Origin of the sequence: Natrinema longum, from assembly GCF_017352095.1 — an archaeon.
Classification (GTDB): domain Archaea; phylum Halobacteriota; class Halobacteria; order Halobacteriales; family Natrialbaceae; genus Natrinema; species Natrinema longum.
In genome coordinates this window covers 2,087,691-2,105,887 of sequence record NZ_CP071463.1, presented here as the reverse complement: position 1 = coordinate 2,105,887, position 18,197 = coordinate 2,087,691, and the positions used below count along the sequence as shown (strand labels likewise).

Genomic DNA, 18,197 nt, shown 5'->3' with positions numbered 1-18,197 from the left:
GTTCGGCGACCGATCACGAAACCAGTCGGGAATCGTCGACGGGACGCCATTAGACGCCGGTTACGGTCGAGACCGACGATCGAAGCGTCGGTAATGAAGGCAATTATACCCGGTACCGAGTGACCGACGCGAGTCCACGACGGGCCAGTGCTTCGAGACGGGTGGACGACCAGAGACCGGCGGCCACCAACAGCGCCCACGGGAAACGTTAGCCGAAACAGGCGACGAGTTCCCCCCGCGTTCGCGGATCGGGAACGAACGTCAGCTCCTCGGCGACGCCGCTGTATCGAGCCCGAAAAACCGACCGGTCATCGACGTAGTAGGTCGTACGGATGTCCCACTGCACACGTGAGTCCCGGGGGGACTGTCGTGTGCCGGTCGTCAGATCGTAGCGGAGTGCCACCAGGACGGCATCGGCGTTGGCGGTCGAGCCGACCGCAGCCGTTCGATAGTCGACCCGTCGAAGCTCGACGATTCGCGCCGCGGACCGATACCGCTCGATGAACGCGTTCCGTCGATACGCCCGCTCGAACGCGAGAACGTACTGGCTCGCAGCCGAGACCTGCACCGACGCTGGTGAACAGTCCGGCCGATCGGAGTCCCCATCCGAGCGCGTCGCCGACGAACGGTTCGATGGGGGACGCTGTCCCTCGAAACAGGACTGCGACGGCGGTGTGGGATACTCCAGGGGCTCGAGTGCGTCCGCATCGTCCGGTGGGTCCGGCTCGGGCCGAGTGACATCGCGACACTCGTACCAGTCCGCAGGGACGGTCCCCGACTCGAGGAGCCGCTCGCTCGGATCGCTCGCACCGTACTCGAAACCGCCCGTCGTGACCGCGATAGACGTCGCAATAGAGGCGAGGAGGGCGCGTCGGGAACGAAGGCGGCTCATACGCAAACGTCTCAAAGAAACAATAAGTGTCTTCTGCAATAATTGGAAATCCGACGTGGCGACGGCCGCCTACTCGTCGGCCAACAGCCGCTCGACCATCTCGTCGGGATCGAACCGCTCGAGGTCGTCGTACCCCTGCCCGACACCGAGAAACAGGATCGGCTTCCCGGTGACGTGAGCGACCGAGATCGCCGCACCGCCGTTGGAGTCGGCGTCGGCTTTCGTCAGGATGGCACCGTCGATTTCCGCGGCCTCGTCGAACTCGCGGGCGCGGTTGACCGCGTCCTGTCCGGCCACGGCCTCGTCGACGAACAGCGTCATGTCGGGATCGACGACGCGACCGATCTTCTCGAGTTGGTCCATCAACCCCTCGTTGGTGTGGAGTCGGCCCGCCGTATCGCCGAGGACGATATCGACGTCGTTTGCCTCCGCGTACTCGACGGCATCGTACAACACCGCAGCGGGATCGCCACCCTGTTCGTGGCTGATACACTTCGTTCCCAGGGCGTCGGCGTGTTCCTGGATCTGCTCGTTGGCACCCGCACGGTACGTATCGCCGTTTGCCATCACCGTCGAGTAGCCCCGTTCCTCGAAGTAGCGGCTCATCTTGGCGATCGAGGTGGTCTTCCCGACCCCGTTGACACCGGTGAAGATAATGGTGACCGGCCTGTCCTCGACGGCGATGCGCTCGTCGAAGTCGAACTGGCCGACGCTGATCACGTCGTAGATCGCGTTGTGTAGCGCCTCCTCGACGACCTCGCCGGTCGAGGTCGTGAAGGTCCGCGTCTCGCCGACCAGTTCGTCGCGGATGTTGTCGAGGATCTCCTCGGCGACGCCCATCTCGACATCGCTCGAGAGCAACGCCATCTCGAGTTCGTGGAGGGGCCCCTCGAGGTCCTCCTCCTCGATGACGAACTTCCCTTTGACGAGGGACTTGGCCTTCGTGCCGAACCCGGTCGAGTTGCCGTCGTCGGCGTCGTCTCCCTCGTCCTCGTCGACGGGCGATTCCTCGGTACCGGCCGCCACGTCGACCGGTTCCTCGCCCGGAGTTGCCTCAGGGGCCTGCGCTTCCTCGGGAGTCGTCTCGTCCGAGTCCGACTCGGGGTCGTCCGAGGACCCCGTAAAGAGGGATCTGGCCTTGGCTCCGAAGCCGGTCCGTCCGCCGTCGTCGGCGTCGTCTCCCTCGTCCTCGTCGGCAGGCGATTCCTCGTCACCGGCCGCCGTCTCGGTCGGCTCCTCGGCGGACCTCGGTTCGTCCGTGACCGAATCGGCGTCGTCGGAGTCGGAATCGGTCGCCGGCTCCTGTCCGGCGGCGTCGGCCGCGTCCGCAGTGGCGGACTCGGTCGTTGCCCCTTGCTTCGATTCCGCGTCCGGCTCTCGGTCCGCGTCCGGCTCCACCGCAGCGGACGCCGAGGCTGCCGTCTCGGCGGCCGCCGTTTCGGGGGTAGTATCGGTTGCTTCCGCAGCCGTCGCCTCCGTCGGCGTTGCGTCGGGGTCGACCGCCTCCATCTCTTCGTCCTCGAGTTCGTCCTCGTCGACCTCCTCGACGTTCTCTTCGGCGGCCTCTTCGGCGTCTTTCCGGAAGCTCCCGAGCTTATCCTTCAGGTTGTCGAACATGGTATCGATAAGACTGCCTGCGCCGCGTTACTCGTCGGGCTGACCCTGACCCATCCCCTGCATCTGCTGTTGCATCGCCTGCTGTTGGAGCTGCTGGGCCTGCTGCTCGAGTTCGCTGCTCTCGGTCTCGAGTTCGGCGATCTCCTCGTTGAGCTCGTCGATCTGGTCGTCGAGGTGCTCTTTCTTGTTCTCGAGGGCATCGACGGCGTCGTCCTCCTCGAACTCCGCGGCGTAGTCGGCACCGAGGTCGACGATCACTTCGTCGATGTTCTCGATCGTCGTTCGGAGATACGCGCCGCCGCCAAGCGGCATCTGGACGGTCGAGCCGGTCTCGAGCGTGTCGAGGGCTTCGATGGCCTCGTCGACCTCGGTCTTTTCCTGCTGGATTGCCTCGACGTTCGTCTGCAGGGCCTCGATCTGTTCTTCGATCTCCTGGAGTTCCTGGGAGAGCTGCTGGAGTTGCTGTTGACTCATTGCTGGGATACCTCCTCGAGTTCGATCTCGCTGCGCTTGAGCCCGTGCTGGCTGCCGAACTGGCAGAAGGTGTGTTCGCGGGCGACGTTCTCGTTTTCGGCGTCGATCGTCGTCTCGAACTCCGCGAACCCGTCGCGGCTCTTGAACCGACCACTGACCGTAAATTGACTCATACCTCTCCATCCGGCAGGCAGTCGGAAGAATCTTCCCTTCCCATTCGAGCGGGTGCAACCGCCGGGACGGACGACGAGACGTGCTGTCACCCTCGAATCACCCACCGAGCGGAGGGTCAAGGATTTTACTCCGCCGGACCGAACCCGCTCCCATGAGCGAACTCGATCCCGGCGAACTGTTGCCCAGCGAGCGAATGCAAACCCAGGCCCTCGAGGGTGAGGTCACACAGATCCACCGCGGCCACCAGTACGCCGCGGAAGGGGACACGTTCACGATCGAGGACGCGACCTTCGAGGTGACCGCCATCCGAGAGCGCACGCTCGGGGACCTGACCGACGAGGATGCCCGGGCCGAAGGGATGGAGGATCTCGAGGGGTACCGTCGCCTGCTCGAGCGCGCCCACGAGAACTTCGAGTGGGACGACGACAGCGATGTCGTGTTACATCGGTTCGAACGTCGGTGAGACGCGATCGAACTCGAGTCCGTGAGTTCGATCGAGATGGTGAAAAACGAACGTGGCCCTCGAAGGGGCCCTCATACGGATTGCTGTAACGATGTACCGGCGCAACCGCGACCCGGGCAGCGGTTGTGCCGGCAATGACTTACAGCAAACCGTATCAGTCGAGATAGCCGAGCGCGTCCTCGATCCGGCCCAGTTCGGGGCCGGTCGTCTCCTCGCCGACGACGTAGCCGGCTTCGTTGGCGATCAGACCCGAGCCGACCAGCGGCGCGCCGTAGTTGACCGTGCCGACGTCGGCCCGGACGTCCAGGGCGTCCTCGAGCCCATCGAGTTCCGCGTCGGTCGCCTTCGGGTGGCAGAGCACGCCGGTGTTCGTCGCCACCGCGGCCGTCCCGACGGTCCGGACGCCCGCGAGGTCGCCGCGTTGGACGGGGACCTCGAGGGTGTCTTTGACGATCTGAACCGCATCGCGGGGCAGGTCCGGATGGACGTAGGCACCGTAATCGTTCGCGAGGACGACGTTGCCGGCAGCGTTGATACTGCCCGGTAGTTCCGCGACCGGGAGATCGACCGTCTCCTCGAGCGTCTCGCGTTCGTACTCGAGGACGCGGGAGCTGACGAGCAATCCGTTTTCGTTACCCGTCGCTAGCGCGCCGACCGTCGAGGACCCGCCGACGGTCGTCCGGATCGTCGGGACCTCGAGTTCGTCGGTCAGGTCGGCAGCAACGTCGTCGTCGACGTCGTGGCGAACGAGTACGCACGAGTCGGTCGCACGGGCGAAGACGCCGACGTAGGCCGACCCGGCGAAGGCGAGGCGTTGCAAGTTTAGTCGGCGACCTCGGCTTCGACGACGGCGTCGCCCTCCTCGTCGAAGCGGGCTGCGCGAACGCGCAGCTTGCGTGGCGGGTTCGAGCGGCCGTTCGACCAGACTTTCTCGTTGATCGAGGGATCGAGTCGGATGGCCTCCTCGTCGACTGCGAAGTGTTTCGCGAGGTGTTCGCGGACCAGTCGCATCGCGTAGTCGGCGGCCTCGTGGTTGGCTCCCTTCTTGACGTCGCGCAGCGGAACGGTGACGACACGTTCCTCGAAATCACTTGCACTCATCGTTACTCGTCAGTGTCGTTGCGCCGCCAGTTGCGTCGCTTGGGGTTGCGCTGGACTTCCATGTCCGTCTTCATCATGACCCAGGCCGGCACGCGGCTGTTCTGGTTCTCGAGTTTGGCAAGTCGCTTCTTCTTGCCCTTCGATTTCTTACCCATAGTAGCCGGACGTAGCCCGCGGTGGCTTAAAATCTTGTCCATCTTGCAGGGGCGAGGACTGCGCTGCCGGATCCGCTCGTCGCCGTCGCCTACAGTGGAAACGATTCGACCGTCGAGTAGACCGGCCCGTCGTCCGTGAGCGTGCTCTCGGTCAGCCGGATTTCGTCGACGCGATCCTCGCCGATCGTCGGCTCGCGCTCCCGCACGAGGTCCTGGACCAGTTCCTTCCCGCCGGCGTGTTCCATTCGGGCGAGCGTAACGTGGGGGGTGAAGTCGTGGTCCTCGGCGTCGAAACCCATCGCCGTCGTGCGGTCCTCGATGGCCTCGTGGAGCCGAGTGAGTTCGTCGCCGCCCCGCTCGACCCCCAGCCAGACGACGCTGATGTACTCGAGGCTCGGAAAGACGCCCAATCCGCCGTATCTGACGGGGAACGGATCGACGCCGGCATCGTCGACCGCGGCCTCGAGTGCACGCTCGAGGGCGGGGAGCCGATCCGCGTTGACATCTCCGAGGAACTTCAGCGTCACGTGGGCCTGCTCGGGGTCGGTGAAATCGAGCCCGCTCGCGTCGGCGAACTCGGCTTGCAGGTCGGCGACCGGGTCGGCGAGATCGTCGGGGAGGTCGACGCTGACGAACAGCCGCATACTCGGGTCCTCGTGGTCGCCGTACTCAATAGTGACGGTGGCGGGGCCGGCAACGATAAGGACCGTCTCGAGGGATTCGTAGTTAGGGACGCCCGTTATGTCGATCGCTGCCCCAGGAACGCTAATGACTGATGTTGCCGTACTCGGTGGCGGGATCGGCGGTCTCACGGCGGCCCACGAACTCGCCGAGCGCGGGTACGACGTGACCGTCGTCGAGGCAAACGACCGCTTCGGCGGGAAGGCACGATCGATGCCGATCGCGGACGACCCGGCGGCGCTCCACGGCGAGCACGGCTTCCGGTTCTTCCCGGCGTTTTACCGACACGTCGTCGACACGATGGCCCGGATCCCCGACGGTGCCGGCACCGTCGAAGACAATCTCGTCGAGACCGAAGCGACGCTGATCGCGAGTACCACGGATTCGGGCCGGATCGCCGAGACGCGTACGCCCGATTCGCTGCGTGGCTGGCTCGAGGCGCTCCGGCCCGCCTTCGCCGAGGACCTGCCCCGCGAGGACGTTCGCTTCCTGCTCGAGCGGTTGCTGTACCTGTTGACCGCCTGCGAGGAGCGACGCGAGGGGGAACTCGACGACGTCTCCTGGTGGGAGTTCATCGACGCCGAGAACCGCTCGCCGGAGTTCCGGGATCGGCTCGCCTACGCCACGCAGGCGCTCGTCGCGCTCCGACCGCAGGTCGGCAGCGCCCGGACCGTCGGCACCATCTACCTGCAGTTGCTGTTCGGCCAGCTCGATCCGACCGAGCCGACCGAACGGATCCTGAACGCACCGACGAACGAGGCCTGGATCGATCCCTGGCTCGCCCACCTCGAGACGCTGGGCGTCGAGTTCCGGCCGAACACCCCCGTGCAGGGCCTCGAGTTCGACGGGCAGCGCGTCACCGGTGCCGAACTGGCGGATGGGGAGACGGTTACGGCCGACGAGTTCGTCCTGGCCGTTCCGGTCGAGGTCGCCCCGCAGTTCGTCACGCCGGAACTGCGACGGGCCGCGCCGGCACTGGGACGGATCGACCGGCTCGATACCGCCTGGATGAACGGGATCCAGTTCTACCTCACCGAGGACGTCGAACTGACGCGGGGTCACCAGGTCTACGCGGACGCCCCGTGGGCGCTGACCTCGATCTCCCAGCGCCAGTTCTGGACGGGCTACGATCTCGAGGACCGTGGCCCCGAGGAGGTCGAGGGCGTCCTGTCGGTGATCGCCTCCGACTGGGACACACCGGGGATCTACCACGAAAAACCCGCGAGAGCGTGTACGCGCGAGGAGATCGCCGAGGAGATCTGGGCGCAGTTGAAGACCCACCTGAACAGGCCCACCCAGCGGCTGCGGGACGACATGCTGGTCGACTGGTTCCTCGATCCGTCGATCGTCGAAACGGATACCGGAGTCGAGAACCGATCGCCGCTGTTGATCAACACCGTGGGATCGCTTCGGAACCGGCCGCCGGCCGACGTGAGCGTCCGGAACCTCACGCTGGCAAGCGACTACGTCCGAACGAACTCCGATCTGGCTTCGATGGAGTCGGCCAACGAGGCCGGGCGTCGAGCGGCGAACGCGATCTTCGATCGACACGGCGCTCGAGGCCGTGCGGAACTCTGGGAACTCAAAGAGCCCGCGGTGTTCGAGCCGTTCAAAGGGCAAGACCGGCTCCGATACCGGCTCGGATTGCCACACCCGGCCGAGGTGACACAGTCCCTTCGGGGGATCACCAGTCGTCTCGGCAAGCGGGTCTGAGAAGCGGGGGTCGAACGCCGATCCAACGCCGCCGCTACCTGGGTCGCAGCCCTTAACAGTCGTCACCGCCAACTTCTGACAATGACTGACCGAGACGACGATCGCGACCACCAGTTCTCCGAGGGGGAGGGCTTTGGCGATCCCTACGAGGAGTTCGATCTGGACCCGCCGGAGCTCGGCGTCGACCCCTCGAAGGTCGACCCCGTCGACTCCCGCGTCGTCACCGACACGCTCGACACGCACAACATCGATCAGGACGACGTCGACGCGAGCGAACTGCTCGACGTCGGCCTGAACTACATGCAGATCAACCGCTACGAACAGGCCACCGACGCCTTCGAGCGGACCGCCCGCTTCGCCGAGGACGACAAGCTCGCACAGGAGGCGTGGGTGAACAAGGGCGTCGCCCACGCCGAACTCGAGGAGTACGACGAGGCGATCGGGGCCCACCGCGAGGCCCTGCGGATCGACGAGGAGAGCGAACACGCCGCCACGGCCGAGACGAACCTCGCGTACGCGCTCTGGGAGTTCGGCGAGACGAGCGAGGCCCTAGAGCACGCCGAACGCGCCATCGAGATCGACGAGCGCTTCGCCGCGGGCTGGTTCAACCGCGCCTTTTTCCTCTCGGAGCGGGGACTGGCAGAAGAGGCGCTCAACTGCGTCGACAACGCCATCCGGCTGGGCCTGCGCAACGCCAAGGTGCTCGAGACGAAAGCCGAGATCCTCGAGGAGCTCGGCGAGTTCGACCAGGCCGAGGAGATCGCCGACGAGGCAAACCAGATGCGCGAACGGGCCGAACAGGAGATGATGGACGACCGCGAGGAGCTGCTCGGACAGGGCGGCGGTCAGGGTGCCGGACGCGGCGGTGCGGGAGGCCGACCGGGCGGTGCCGGAGGGGGGCTCGGCGGTCGCGGCGCGAACCGCCAGTCGCCCGGGCGAGGGGGCGACGTCGGGCTGGACGACCTCGGCGTCGCCGATCTCGGCGTCGGTGACGAGGAGGAGGAAGACGACCGCGAGTGGGAACTCGAGTGATCGGATGATCGTCAACGAACGGGAGACGCCGGAGGGATTGCTGGTCGCCGTCTGCGACGAGGACGTTCTCGGCGAAACGTTCGAGGAGGGCGACCTCTCCCTGACGGTCACCGAGGAGTTCTACGGCGGCGACGCGGTCGACGAGAGCGCGGCGATCGACAGCCTCGCACAGGCGTCCGTCGCCAACATCGTCGGCACCCGCGCCGTCGAACTCGCCGTCGAAGCGGGCTTCGTCGACGAGGCGAACGTCCTCGAGGTCGGGGCGACCCTGCACGCACAGTTGCTGCGAATGCAGTGAGGCGGGCTCCCGCCGCTCAGTGCCGGCCCGTCGTCGTCCGGAACGCGATCGGGACGCGGCCCGGACCGGCCGACCGAGTGCTTCAGTAACGTTAACGGCTGTGAGGGGGTATCCTCGAGCAACAGCGATGTCATTTGCCGACGAGAACGCGGACAACCCCTACCTCCGAGACCCGCCGACCGACTTCGCGCCGGTCGCGGAGCTCTCGGAGGAGGAGGCCAGGCGACAGGTCGAACAGCTACGCGAGGCCGTCCGCGAACACGACCGCCGGTACTACGCCGAGAGCGCTCCCGTGATCGCCGATCGGACCTACGACACGCTCTTCGCCCGGCTGGAGGAACTCGAGCGGGAGTTCGAGCTCGCGCATCCGGACAGCCCGACGCGGCGCGTCGGCGGCGAGCCACTCGAGGAGTTCGACACGGTCGAACACGTCGCGCCGATGCTCTCGATCGACAACAGCGGAGCCGAAACGGACGTCCGCGAGTTCGACGAGCGCGTTCGTCGAGCGGTGGGCGACGTCCGATACGTCTGCGAACCCAAGTTCGACGGCGTCTCGATGGAGTTCGTCTACGACGCGGGCCGTCTCGAGCGTGCGGTTACCCGCGGTGACGGCCACGAAGGGGACGACGTGACCCGCAACGCGCGAACGATCGGCTCCGTCCCACAGCACCTCCACGGCGACTATCCCGAGTTCCTCGCGGTGCGGGGCGAGGTCTACATGCCGAAGGACGCGTTTCAGGCACACAACCGCGAGCGCATCGAGCGCGGCGAGGACCCCTTCGCCAACCCCCGAAACGCCACCGCCGGGACCATCCGCCAACTCGACCCCGCGGTCGTCGCCGAGCGCCCGCTCGCGGTCTTCTTCTTCGACGTCCTCGAGGCCAGCGACCTCGCGGACAGCCACCGCGCGGAGCTCGAGCGCCTCCCCGAGTTCGGGCTCCGGACGAACGATCGCGTCGAGGTAGTCGACGACATCGACGGCGCGATCGACTACCGCGACCGCCTGCTCGAGGCCCGCGACGACCTGGACTACGAGATCGACGGCGTCGTCATCAAGGTCGACTCCCGAGACGCGCGCGAGGAACTCGGGCGAACGGCGCGCCACGACCGCTGGGCGTTCGCCTACAAGTTCCCGGCCCGCGCCGAGGTGACGACCATCGCCGACGTGGCGGTACAGGTCGGCCGGACGGGGCGGCTGACGCCCGTCGCACTGCTCGAGCCCGTCGACGTCGGCGGCGTCACCGTGTCCCGGGCGAGCCTGCACAACCCCGAGGAGATCGCCGCGAAGAACGTCAACGTCGGTGACACCGTTCGCGTCCAGCGCGCCGGCGACGTGATCCCCTACGTCGAGGAGGTCGTCGAGAAGGGCAGCGAGGGCCACTACGAACTCCCCGACCGCTGTCCCGTCTGTGACAGTCCCGTCGAGCGCGACGGCCCCATGGCCTTCTGTACCGGCGGGCTGGGCTGTGACGCTCAGCTCCGGCGCTCGATCGAGTACTACGCGGGCGACGACGGCCTCGACCTCGAGGGGCTGGGCGAGAAAAGCGTCCGCCAACTCGTCGACGCCGGCCTGCTCGAGTCCGTCGCGGATCTGTACGACCTCGAGCGAGCGGCGCTACTGGCACTCGAAGGATGGGGCGAGCAAAGCGCCGAAAACCTGCTCGAGGAGATCGAAAACAGCCGCGAGCCGCCGCTTGCCGATTTCATCTCGGCGCTTGGCATCCCGCTCGTGGGCCCCACGACGGCCCGCGAACTCGCCCGCGAGTGTGGCAGTTTCGAGGCGTTCCGCGAGGCCGCCGAAACCGACCCCGAGCGACTCGAGGGCGTCGACGACGTCGGCGAGACGGTCGCCGAGACGATCCACGAGTTCTTCGCGAGCGAGGCCAACGCCGCGGTCGTAGACGACGTGCTCGAGCACGTCTCCCCACGGACAGTCGAGACGGCCGCCACCGGTGACGAACTCGCGGGGAAGACCTTCGTCTTTACCGGCTCGCTCGACGAACTGACCAGAGACGAGGCACAGGAACTCGTCGAAGCACACGGCGCGAACGCGACGAGCAGCGTCTCGGGCAACACGGACTTCCTCGTGGCCGGCACGAACCCGGGGGCGACGAAACAGGCGGACGCACGGGACAACGACGTGCCGATCCTCGAGGAAGACGCGTTCCGGTCGCTACTCGCCGAGACGGGAGTCGACCTCGAGTGACGAACGCGGTCGGGAACGCCGCTCGAGCCGCCGGTTGGAGCAGCCGCTCAATACCACGCCCCGCCCGACGAGACGTTGATGTCCTGTCCCGTCACGTGACGCGAGTCCGAATCCGCGAGGTGGACCGCGAGTTCGGCGACTTCCTCGGGCGGGACCAGTTCGTCGATCATGAGCGTCTCGAGGACCTCGCCCTCGACCGCCTCGACGGGGACGCCGGCCTCCTCGGCCTGCTTCTCGAAGACGGTCCGAATCCGATCGCCCTCGACCGGGCCGGGGCAGATCGCGTTGACCGTCACGCCGTCGTCGCCGAACTCGGCGGCCAGCGCGCGAGTGAGTCCGATGACACCCATCTTCGAGGCTGCGTAGGGCGTCCGGTTGGCGTAGGGCCGCTTGCCGCCGATCGACGAGATGTTGATGATACTCCCGTCCGCCCCGTCACGAAGGTGCGGAGCCGCTTCTCTCGTGGTTCGGGCGATCCCGACGACGTTGACGTCCAGCGTCTCGAGCCACTCGCCGTCCTCGGTCTCCTCGATCGGCGCGGTGGGGCCGGCGATGCCGGCGTTGTTGACGAGACAGTCCAGCCCGCCGAAGGTCGCGACCGTTTCGTCGATCGCGTCGGCCACCGAGTCCGAATCGGTCACGTCGGTCTCGACCGCCAGCGTTCGGTCGGGTGCGTCGATCAGTTGTGCGGTCTCGTCGATCCCGTCGCTCCGGGCCGCGAGCGCGACGTTCGCACCCGCGTCCGCGAACGCGATCGCGATTTCCCGGCCGAGTCCCTGGCTCGCTCCCGTGACGAAGACAGTGTCGTCTGCTACCATGACTCTGATGGGACGAGCCGAGAATAAAACACCTCGCTTCCCGGCACCGTCGGACCGGATCCGCCGGCGCTGGACTCGAGGAGTCCCACCAGCGACTCGTCGGTCCGGTGACGCCGATCGGTATTCCGGCGATTCGGCGCTCGACTCCCCACTCGAGTCGGGCCAGTCGCGGGCACGTTGCGCTCGAACGGTGATCGCGAGATGCGATCGAGGGTCGGCGGGCTATAGGAGCCACTGCGACGATCTACACACCGATCACATAGCTGTCGTGCGATCAGGTGTGTAGCGACTTGCAGTGGCTACTGTAGTGTATGGAAAGGTATAGGGCGGCGTCTCACGCTATACGTATATAAGCAAATGAGTGACGCGGGATACGACCACGCGACGGTCGAACGGCGCTGGCAAGCGGCGTGGGACGAAGCGGACGTCTACCGGACGCCGGACGACGTCGAGGATCCGACGTACGTCCTGGGGATGTACCCGTATCCATCAGGCAAACTCCACATGGGTCACGTCCGTAATTACACGATCACGGACGCGTACGCCCGCTACCGGCGGATGCACGGCGACGACGTCCTCCATCCGATGGGGTGGGATGCTTTCGGCCTCCCCGCGGAGAACGCGGCCAAAGAGCGCGACACGAACCCGCGCGACTGGACGTTCGACTGCATCGAGACGATGACGGACCAGATGGAGGCGATGGGCTTTGGCTACGACTGGGACCGGGAGATCACCACCTGCACGCCCGACTACTACCAGTGGAACCAGTGGCTCTTCTCCCGGTTCCACGAGGAAGGACTGGTCGAACGACGCGACGCCGACGTCAACTGGTGTCCCCACTGCGAAACCGTCCTCGCCGACGAACAGGTCGAAGGCGAGGCGGAACTGTGCTGGCGCTGTGACACGCCCGTCGAACAGCGCGAACTCGAGCAGTGGTTCCTGAAGATCACCGAGTACGCCGACGAGTTGCTCGAGGCGATCGACGACCTCGAGGGGTGGCCAAACTCCGTGCGCCAGATGCAGCGCAACTGGATCGGCCGCCAGTACGGGACCGAATTGGACTTCGAAATCGAGGGGCACGGACCGGTCGAAGCGTTCACCACCCGCGTCGACACCATCTACGGTGCGACCTTCTTCGCGCTCGCGCCCGACCACCCGATCAGCGAGGAACTCGCCGAGGAGGACGAGGACGTCCGCCGCTTCGTCGAGGAGGAGGCCGATCCCGACGGCGACGAACCCAACGGCGTCGAGACCGGCCTGACCGCGACCAACCCCGTCACCGGCGAGGAGATCCCGGTCTACGTTGCGGACTTCGTCCTCTCGGACGTCGGGACCGGCGCACTGATGGCCGTCCCCGGCCACGACGAGCGCGACCACGCCTTCGCGGAGAAGAAGGGACTGGACATCGTCCCCGTCATCGCCCCCGAACCCGAGGACGGCGAAGAGCCCGAGGCCCCCGATGTCGAGGAAGCGGCGTTCACCGAGGACGGCGTGCTGATCAACTCCGGGGAGTACTCGGGTCTGGACAGCGAGACCGCACGCGAGCGGTTGACCGAAGGGATCGACAGCGCCGAGGAGGCCAAACAGTACCAGCTGCGCGACTGGGGAATCTCCCGCCAGCGCTACTGGGGCACGCCGATCCCGGTCGTCCACTGCGACGACTGTGGGCCCGTGATGGTTCCCGAAGACGACCTGCCGGTCGAACTCCCCGAGTTCATCAACACGACCGGGAACCCGCTCGACGCCGCCGAGGAGTGGAAGCAGACGAGCTGTCCGGAGTGTGGAGCCGACGCAACCCGAGAGACCGACACGATGGACACCTTCGTCGACTCCTCGTGGTACTTCCTGCGGTACGTCTCTCCCGACCTCGCGGACGCCCCCTTCGACCGCGAGCAGGCAAACGACTGGATGCCCGTCGACCAGTACGTCGGCGGCATCGAACACGCCGTGATGCACCTGCTGTACTCCCGATTCTTCACCAAGGTGCTGGCCGACCACGAGGGCCTCGAGCACCGCGAACCCTTCGAGAACCTGCTGGCACAGGGGATGGTGCAACTCGAGGGCGAGAAGATGTCCAAGTCGAAGGGCAACGTCGTCTCGCCCCAGCGGATCGTCGAGGAGTACGGAGCCGACACCGCGCGCCTGTTCATAATGCAGGCTGCACAGCCGGACACGGCTTTCGACTGGAGCGAGGAAGGGGTCCAGTCGACCTACGCCTTCCTCACACGGCTCAAGGGGATGGTCGAGGAGTTCGCGGCCGAGGCACCCGAGGGTGACGACGACGCGATCGCCAGCTACGTCGACGCGGAGATCGACGCGACGATCGCCATCGCCAGCGCGGAGTACGACGACCTGACGTTCAACAAGGCGCTGCGCGAGACGCAGGATCTGGTGCGGACGCTCCGACAGTATTCGGACTACACCGAACCCCACGCCGAGACCTACGAGCGCGGGCTGTCGGCCGTCGTTCGGCTGCTCGCGCCGGTCGCACCGCACCTCACCGAGGAGTTGTACGACGAGCTGGGCGGCGACGGGCTCGTCGCGGAGGCCGCGTGGCCGACCGCCCAGGTCGACCGTGACCACGTCGCCAAACGCCGCCGACTGGTCGAGAACACCCGCGAGGACATCCGCGACATCGTCGAGGTCGCCGGGATCGAGGATCCGAAGGCGATCGACGTCGTCATCGCCCCCGAGTGGAAGTACGACGCCCTCGAGATCGCGATCGAAAGCGACGCCGACAACCTGATCGGCGAACTCATGGGGCATACACACATTCGCGAGGAGGGCGACGCCGCCGCCGATTACGGCCAGGATCTCCAGGCCGAACGGGAAGCCCTCTCGATGACGCTCGATCCGGACGACGAGCATGCGGCACTCGAGTCGGCCGCCTGGCTGATCGAACGCGAGTTCGAGGCCCCGGTTCGCGTCGTCGGGTCCGAGGAAGTCGACGACGCAACCCTGAAAAACGCCGAACCCGGTCGACCGGCGATCGAAATCGACGACTGAGACGGGCTACCGTCCGTCACTACCGGCGCGACCGCGAACCACCGTGTGATTGCGCCGGTTCGGTACAGCCGACCGTACGAGACGGTCGACTGGAACGATTTACCACTGTAACCGCACTGTCTTTCGGGGACACCGTCGCTGACGCACGACGGACCGTACGACTGTCGGTATCCGGAGAGGTTCTATAAATTCAACTATGTGCACTATTAATCTTCTTCATCGACCACCAATGGACGATACGGGACTTCTACGGACATAATCTTCTTGAAACTGAATTCACGTTTATCCTACATATTCTGTCTCGAGGCGGATGCCGTTCAAACCCCCTCTAGCCCGCGCCCGTGTGAGGTTTCGACTGGTCGCACTCCGAGACAATCAATCCGACCGATACATTCAATGGGGATGGGTGAACAGTGGTAAGGAAGACACCGGGCAGCAACGCGCTGCTCGAATAACTTGTGTGACAATATGGCATTCGAGGACTATCTCCCCGATCGAATCAGAGAAACGTACAGTACAAAAATCGGGCTCATTTTCGTGTTAGTCGTCGTGATGACGATCCTCGTCTCAGCGCTCTTTTTCGGCCACGTCACCGGCTCCATCGGTCCGGCGGCCGAGGAACACTTCAGCGACCGGACGGACGACCGCAGCGACGTTGCGGCCGGGTGGCTCGAGACGAACGTCGAAACGGCGAACGGCCTCGCAACGGACGCGACCGTGCGGACGGGTACCGACGACGAGATCGGCCAACGACTCGAGACGGCACAGTCCACTCGCGGGGATCGAGTCGCCGAGATACACTACGTCGACGGCGACGGCGAGGTACTCGCGAGCAGCGCGGACGGTGCTACCGGCCAGAACTTCTTCGAGACGGCCGACGTTCAGGGTCCCACTAACGGCCCCAGTGCCCCCCACGAGGGAGTGGCGACCAACGACTCCGTCCTCTCGTTCGTCACGAGCGTGGCAGGCGAGGATCAGCGATACGTCGCCGTCTCCGCGCCGACCGACGCGTTCGCGTCGGCCCTCGAGACGGAGGGACGGACCGTCGTCACGAACGGCGACGGCGAGACGATCGCGACAGTCGGCGAGGAGCCGGCAGCTGGCGACGAAGCCGTCCTCGGCGCGCTCTCGACTGAGGGAAGCGACGTCGTCACCGGTACCCCCGACGGTTCCGAGACCGAGTTTGCGGCGACGGCGGCATCGATCGACGTGGGCGACGCATCGCTGACGGTTACGACCTACGACACCGCAGCGTCCGTCTACGGCCCACAGAAGACCGCAACCTCGTCACTGTTGGCAGTACTCTTCGTCTTCGTCCTCCATCTCGGACTCGTCGGCGTGATTCTCGGCGGGAACACCTCGCTGTACCTCCGTCGGCTCGGGAGCAAAGCCGAACGGATGGGAGCGGGCGACCTCGAGGTCGACCTCGAGACCGATCGGGTCGACGAGGTCGGAATCCTCTACGACTCGTTCTCGTCGATGCGGGACTCGCTGAAGGAGACCTTATCCGACCTCGAGGACCAGCGCGAACGCGCCCGCGAGGCCCAGCAACGGACCGAAGAACGCAACCGAGAGCTCGAGGCCGAGGCGGAACGCTACAGCGAGGTCATGGCGGCGTGTGCCGACGGCGACCTCGAGGGACGCCTCGACCCCGAGACGGACCACGAGGCGATGGTGTCGATCGCCGAGGCGTTCAACGAGATGATCGCCGATCTGGAGCGGGCAGTCGCACAGGTCAAGACGATCTCGGCGGAGGTCGCCCGAACGAGTACCGAGGTCCAGACCAGTTCCGACGAGATTCGGCGGGCCAGCGAGGAGGTCAGCACGTCGGTCCAGGAGATTTCGGACGGCTCCTCGAAACAGGCCGAGGACCTGGCGGTCGCGACGACCGAGGTCAAGGAGATGTCCGCGACCGTCGAGGAGGTCGCTGCGGCCACGAGTACCATCGCCGATCAGTCCGGACAGGTCGACGAACTGGCGACGGAGGGCCGGTCCGCCGCCGAGGAGACGACCGCCGAGATGCACGCGGCCAGCGACCGAACGGAAGCCGTCGCCGAGACGATCCGATCGCTGGACGAGGAGGCCGAACAGATCCAGGACATCGTCGAACTGATCGACGAAATCGCCGGCCAGACCAACATGCTGGCGTTGAACGCGGCCATCGAATCGGCCCGCTCCGAGAGCGCCTCGAGCGAGAGCGGCGGCTTCCAGGCCGTCGCCGACGAGGTCAAGGAACTCGCAGAGCAGACCCAGGCCGCAGTCGAAGACGTCGAAACCATGATCGAATCGATACAGCAGCGAGCGACGAAAAGTGCAACGCAGATCGAGGAGGCCGAATCGACGATCGGATCGGCGACCCAACGGGTCGACTCCCTCTCGAACAAGCTCGACCGGATCGCCATGGAGATCGAACAGGTGACCACTGGCGTCCAGGAGATCGATCAGGCGACCGACGAGCAGGCCAGTTCCGCCGAGGAACTCGCGACGATCGTCCAGGACGTCGCAAGCGTCGCCAACGAGACGACGTCGCAAGCCCAGCAGGCCGCGGCGGCCGCCGAGGAGACGACCGCGACGATTACCGACGTTTCCGCGGAGGCGACGCGACTCGACGAGCGGGCGGCCGAACTCGCGGACGCCGTCGACGAGTTCACCGTCTCGAATACGATCGATTCGACTGCACCCGTCGCGGGGCACGGAGGTGAGTCCCGATGATATCCGAACTCCGACTCTATCGGATCACGTGTTACGTGATGGCAGCGGCAACCGTGTTCTTCCTGCTCTGGGTGAGCCGGTTTCCAAAGGGGAAGCGGCGCTACTACCTCCCGATTCCGGTCCTCTGTGGGATCCTGTCGCTGGCGTACTTCGGCATGTCGATCGAGTTCTACCAGGTGACGACGCCGACGGGGCAACCGATTCAGACGAGTCGGTACGTCGACTACTTCATCACGGGCCCGCTGATGGTTACCATCGCGGGCATCGTTGCCGGTGCATCACGTCGACAGTTGGTCGCGCTCAACGTCGTCATGGTCGGCTGGACGGGTGCCACGCTCGCCGGCTACTTCCTCACGGAGCCGACGGTGTACGTGGCCAACATCGCCAATTTCGTCTTGCTCGGTGCGGTCGCCTACATGTTGATCTGGCCGATCACGCGACGCTCCGGCGAGAAAAGCGGCGAGCGCGTCCTGCTCTACGGCAAGCTCCGGAACCTGCTGTTGATACTGTTCGGAGCGTACCTCGTCATCGGCCTCATGTCGCGGCAGGGCTTTGGACTCCTCGACGCCTTCGGCGGGATCTTCATCGGGAGCTACATCGACTTCCTTACGCGGACCGGGTTCTGTCTGCTGGTACTCCGGGCGACCGGCGCTACCGACCAGATCATCGGGGAGATCAAATCGGGCGGCGCAGGTGAGGGCGGATCGGACGACGTCGCCCTCGAGCAGTCGGACGACGCCGCGGTCGAGCCGGCCGACTGACGGTGCCACGGCCGGACCGCCATCGGATCTGACAGCAGGCGATCCGTTTTATACGCCGGTCCGTCGTAGGGTCGGGACAGCAACTGTTGGCTTC

Annotated in this window: 17 protein-coding genes; 8 read left to right on the top strand and 9 right to left on the bottom strand. The window is 65.8% G+C overall.

Annotated features, from left to right (window positions below):
* Nucleotides 1–208: 208 nt before the first annotated feature.
* The 4 genes from J0X27_RS10345 to rpl18a form a co-directional block, all read right to left on the bottom strand.
* Nucleotides 209–892, bottom strand: a complete 684-nt coding sequence (locus J0X27_RS10345) for a hypothetical protein (protein ID WP_207269112.1) — start codon at nucleotides 890–892, stop codon at nucleotides 209–211.
* 69 nt (nucleotides 893–961) lie between these two features.
* Nucleotides 962–2,509 (bottom strand): signal recognition particle-docking protein FtsY, encoded by a 1,548-nt coding sequence (gene ftsY / locus J0X27_RS10340; protein WP_207269111.1) that lies wholly within the window; start codon nucleotides 2,507–2,509, stop codon nucleotides 962–964.
* A gap of 27 nt (nucleotides 2,510–2,536) precedes the next feature.
* On the bottom strand, nucleotides 2,537–2,983 hold the full coding sequence (gene pfdA / locus J0X27_RS10335; RefSeq protein ID WP_097380696.1) for a prefoldin subunit alpha: 447 nt from the start codon (nucleotides 2,981–2,983) through the stop codon (nucleotides 2,537–2,539).
* Nucleotides 2,980–3,156 carry a 50S ribosomal protein L18Ae gene (rpl18a, locus tag J0X27_RS10330; RefSeq protein ID WP_097380697.1) on the bottom strand — a complete coding sequence of 59 codons (177 nt, stop codon included), beginning with the start codon at nucleotides 3,154–3,156 and terminating at the stop codon, nucleotides 2,980–2,982. Before rpl18a ends, pfdA begins: the two co-directional genes overlap by 4 nt.
* A gap of 152 nt (nucleotides 3,157–3,308) precedes the next feature.
* Between rpl18a and J0X27_RS10325 the strand changes: the two genes are divergently transcribed.
* On the top strand, nucleotides 3,309–3,620 hold the full coding sequence (locus J0X27_RS10325) for an ASCH domain-containing protein (RefSeq protein ID WP_207269110.1): 312 nt from the start codon (nucleotides 3,309–3,311) through the stop codon (nucleotides 3,618–3,620).
* Nucleotides 3,621–3,774: 154 nt separating this feature from the next.
* Here J0X27_RS10325 and J0X27_RS10320 read toward each other — a convergent pair whose 3' ends face one another.
* The 4 genes from J0X27_RS10320 to thpR all read right to left on the bottom strand — a co-directional run bounded on the left by J0X27_RS10320 (nucleotide 3,775) and on the right by thpR (nucleotide 5,520).
* Nucleotides 3,775–4,440, bottom strand: a complete 666-nt coding sequence (locus J0X27_RS10320) for a translation initiation factor IF-6 (protein WP_207269109.1) — start codon at nucleotides 4,438–4,440, stop codon at nucleotides 3,775–3,777.
* A gap of 2 nt (nucleotides 4,441–4,442) precedes the next feature.
* On the bottom strand, nucleotides 4,443–4,721 hold the full coding sequence (locus J0X27_RS10315) for a 50S ribosomal protein L31e (RefSeq protein ID WP_097380700.1): 279 nt from the start codon (nucleotides 4,719–4,721) through the stop codon (nucleotides 4,443–4,445).
* Nucleotides 4,722–4,723: 2 nt separating this feature from the next.
* Nucleotides 4,724–4,876: a 50S ribosomal protein L39e gene (locus J0X27_RS10310; RefSeq protein ID WP_004267621.1), complete on the bottom strand. Its 153-nt coding sequence runs from the start codon at nucleotides 4,874–4,876 to the stop codon at nucleotides 4,724–4,726.
* Nucleotides 4,877–4,965: 89 nt separating this feature from the next.
* Entirely contained in the window at nucleotides 4,966–5,520 is a 555-nt protein-coding gene (gene thpR / locus J0X27_RS10305; RefSeq protein WP_207269106.1) for an RNA 2',3'-cyclic phosphodiesterase, read from the bottom strand.
* Nucleotides 5,521–5,644: 124 nt separating this feature from the next.
* Here thpR and J0X27_RS10300 point away from each other — a divergent pair, with 124 nt between their 5' ends.
* The 4 genes from J0X27_RS10300 (at nucleotide 5,645) to ligA (ending at nucleotide 10,806) form a co-directional block, all read left to right on the top strand.
* Nucleotides 5,645–7,270: a hydroxysqualene dehydroxylase gene (locus J0X27_RS10300; protein ID WP_207269105.1), complete on the top strand. Its 1,626-nt coding sequence runs from the start codon at nucleotides 5,645–5,647 to the stop codon at nucleotides 7,268–7,270.
* Between the two features lie 81 nt (nucleotides 7,271–7,351).
* Entirely contained in the window at nucleotides 7,352–8,302 is a 951-nt protein-coding gene (locus tag J0X27_RS10295; RefSeq protein ID WP_207269104.1) for a tetratricopeptide repeat protein, read from the top strand.
* 4 nt (nucleotides 8,303–8,306) lie between these two features.
* Complete coding sequence (locus tag J0X27_RS10290; protein WP_207269103.1) at nucleotides 8,307–8,600, top strand: DUF424 domain-containing protein; 294 nt, start codon at nucleotides 8,307–8,309, stop codon at nucleotides 8,598–8,600.
* 127 nt (nucleotides 8,601–8,727) lie between these two features.
* Nucleotides 8,728–10,806, top strand: a complete 2,079-nt coding sequence (gene ligA / locus J0X27_RS10285) for an NAD-dependent DNA ligase LigA (RefSeq protein ID WP_207269101.1) — start codon at nucleotides 8,728–8,730, stop codon at nucleotides 10,804–10,806.
* A 47-nt stretch (nucleotides 10,807–10,853) separates the two neighbouring features.
* Here ligA and J0X27_RS10280 read toward each other — a convergent pair whose 3' ends face one another.
* Nucleotides 10,854–11,624: an SDR family NAD(P)-dependent oxidoreductase gene (locus tag J0X27_RS10280; protein WP_207269100.1), complete on the bottom strand. Its 771-nt coding sequence runs from the start codon at nucleotides 11,622–11,624 to the stop codon at nucleotides 10,854–10,856.
* 357 nt (nucleotides 11,625–11,981) lie between these two features.
* Here J0X27_RS10280 and leuS point away from each other — a divergent pair, with 357 nt between their 5' ends.
* From leuS to J0X27_RS10265, 3 genes are all read left to right on the top strand, one after another.
* A complete protein-coding gene (gene leuS / locus J0X27_RS10275) occupies nucleotides 11,982–14,630 on the top strand; it encodes a leucine--tRNA ligase (RefSeq protein WP_207269099.1) in 2,649 nt (882 codons plus the stop codon).
* A gap of 468 nt (nucleotides 14,631–15,098) precedes the next feature.
* Complete coding sequence (locus tag J0X27_RS10270; protein ID WP_207269095.1) at nucleotides 15,099–17,342, top strand: methyl-accepting chemotaxis protein; 2,244 nt, start codon at nucleotides 15,099–15,101, stop codon at nucleotides 17,340–17,342.
* Nucleotides 17,339–18,103, top strand: a complete 765-nt coding sequence (locus J0X27_RS10265; RefSeq protein WP_207269094.1) for a bacteriorhodopsin — start codon at nucleotides 17,339–17,341, stop codon at nucleotides 18,101–18,103. Before J0X27_RS10270 ends, J0X27_RS10265 begins: the two co-directional genes overlap by 4 nt.
* The last annotated feature ends 94 nt before the right edge of the window (nucleotides 18,104–18,197 follow it).

Coding starts and splice junctions, on each gene's coding strand:
- J0X27_RS10345 (WP_207269112.1), bottom strand. CDS start 892: ATGAGCCGCCTTCGTTCCCGACGCGCCCTCCTCGCCTCTATTGCGACG.
- ftsY (WP_207269111.1), bottom strand. CDS start 2,509: ATGTTCGACAACCTGAAGGATAAGCTCGGGAGCTTCCGGAAAGACGCC.
- pfdA (WP_097380696.1), bottom strand. CDS start 2,983: ATGAGTCAACAGCAACTCCAGCAGCTCTCCCAGGAACTCCAGGAGATC.
- rpl18a (WP_097380697.1), bottom strand. CDS start 3,156: ATGAGTCAATTTACGGTCAGTGGTCGGTTCAAGAGCCGCGACGGGTTC.
- J0X27_RS10325 (WP_207269110.1), top strand. CDS start 3,309: ATGAGCGAACTCGATCCCGGCGAACTGTTGCCCAGCGAGCGAATGCAA.
- J0X27_RS10315 (WP_097380700.1), bottom strand. CDS start 4,721: ATGAGTGCAAGTGATTTCGAGGAACGTGTCGTCACCGTTCCGCTGCGC.
- J0X27_RS10310 (WP_004267621.1), bottom strand. CDS start 4,876: ATGGGTAAGAAATCGAAGGGCAAGAAGAAGCGACTTGCCAAACTCGAG.
- thpR (WP_207269106.1), bottom strand. CDS start 5,520: ATGCGGCTGTTCGTCAGCGTCGACCTCCCCGACGATCTCGCCGACCCG.
- J0X27_RS10300 (WP_207269105.1), top strand. CDS start 5,645: ATGACTGATGTTGCCGTACTCGGTGGCGGGATCGGCGGTCTCACGGCG.
- J0X27_RS10295 (WP_207269104.1), top strand. CDS start 7,352: ATGACTGACCGAGACGACGATCGCGACCACCAGTTCTCCGAGGGGGAG.
- J0X27_RS10290 (WP_207269103.1), top strand. CDS start 8,307: ATGATCGTCAACGAACGGGAGACGCCGGAGGGATTGCTGGTCGCCGTC.
- ligA (WP_207269101.1), top strand. CDS start 8,728: ATGTCATTTGCCGACGAGAACGCGGACAACCCCTACCTCCGAGACCCG.
- J0X27_RS10280 (WP_207269100.1), bottom strand. CDS start 11,624: ATGGTAGCAGACGACACTGTCTTCGTCACGGGAGCGAGCCAGGGACTC.
- leuS (WP_207269099.1), top strand. CDS start 11,982: ATGAGTGACGCGGGATACGACCACGCGACGGTCGAACGGCGCTGGCAA.
- J0X27_RS10270 (WP_207269095.1), top strand. CDS start 15,099: ATGGCATTCGAGGACTATCTCCCCGATCGAATCAGAGAAACGTACAGT.
- J0X27_RS10265 (WP_207269094.1), top strand. CDS start 17,339: ATGATATCCGAACTCCGACTCTATCGGATCACGTGTTACGTGATGGCA.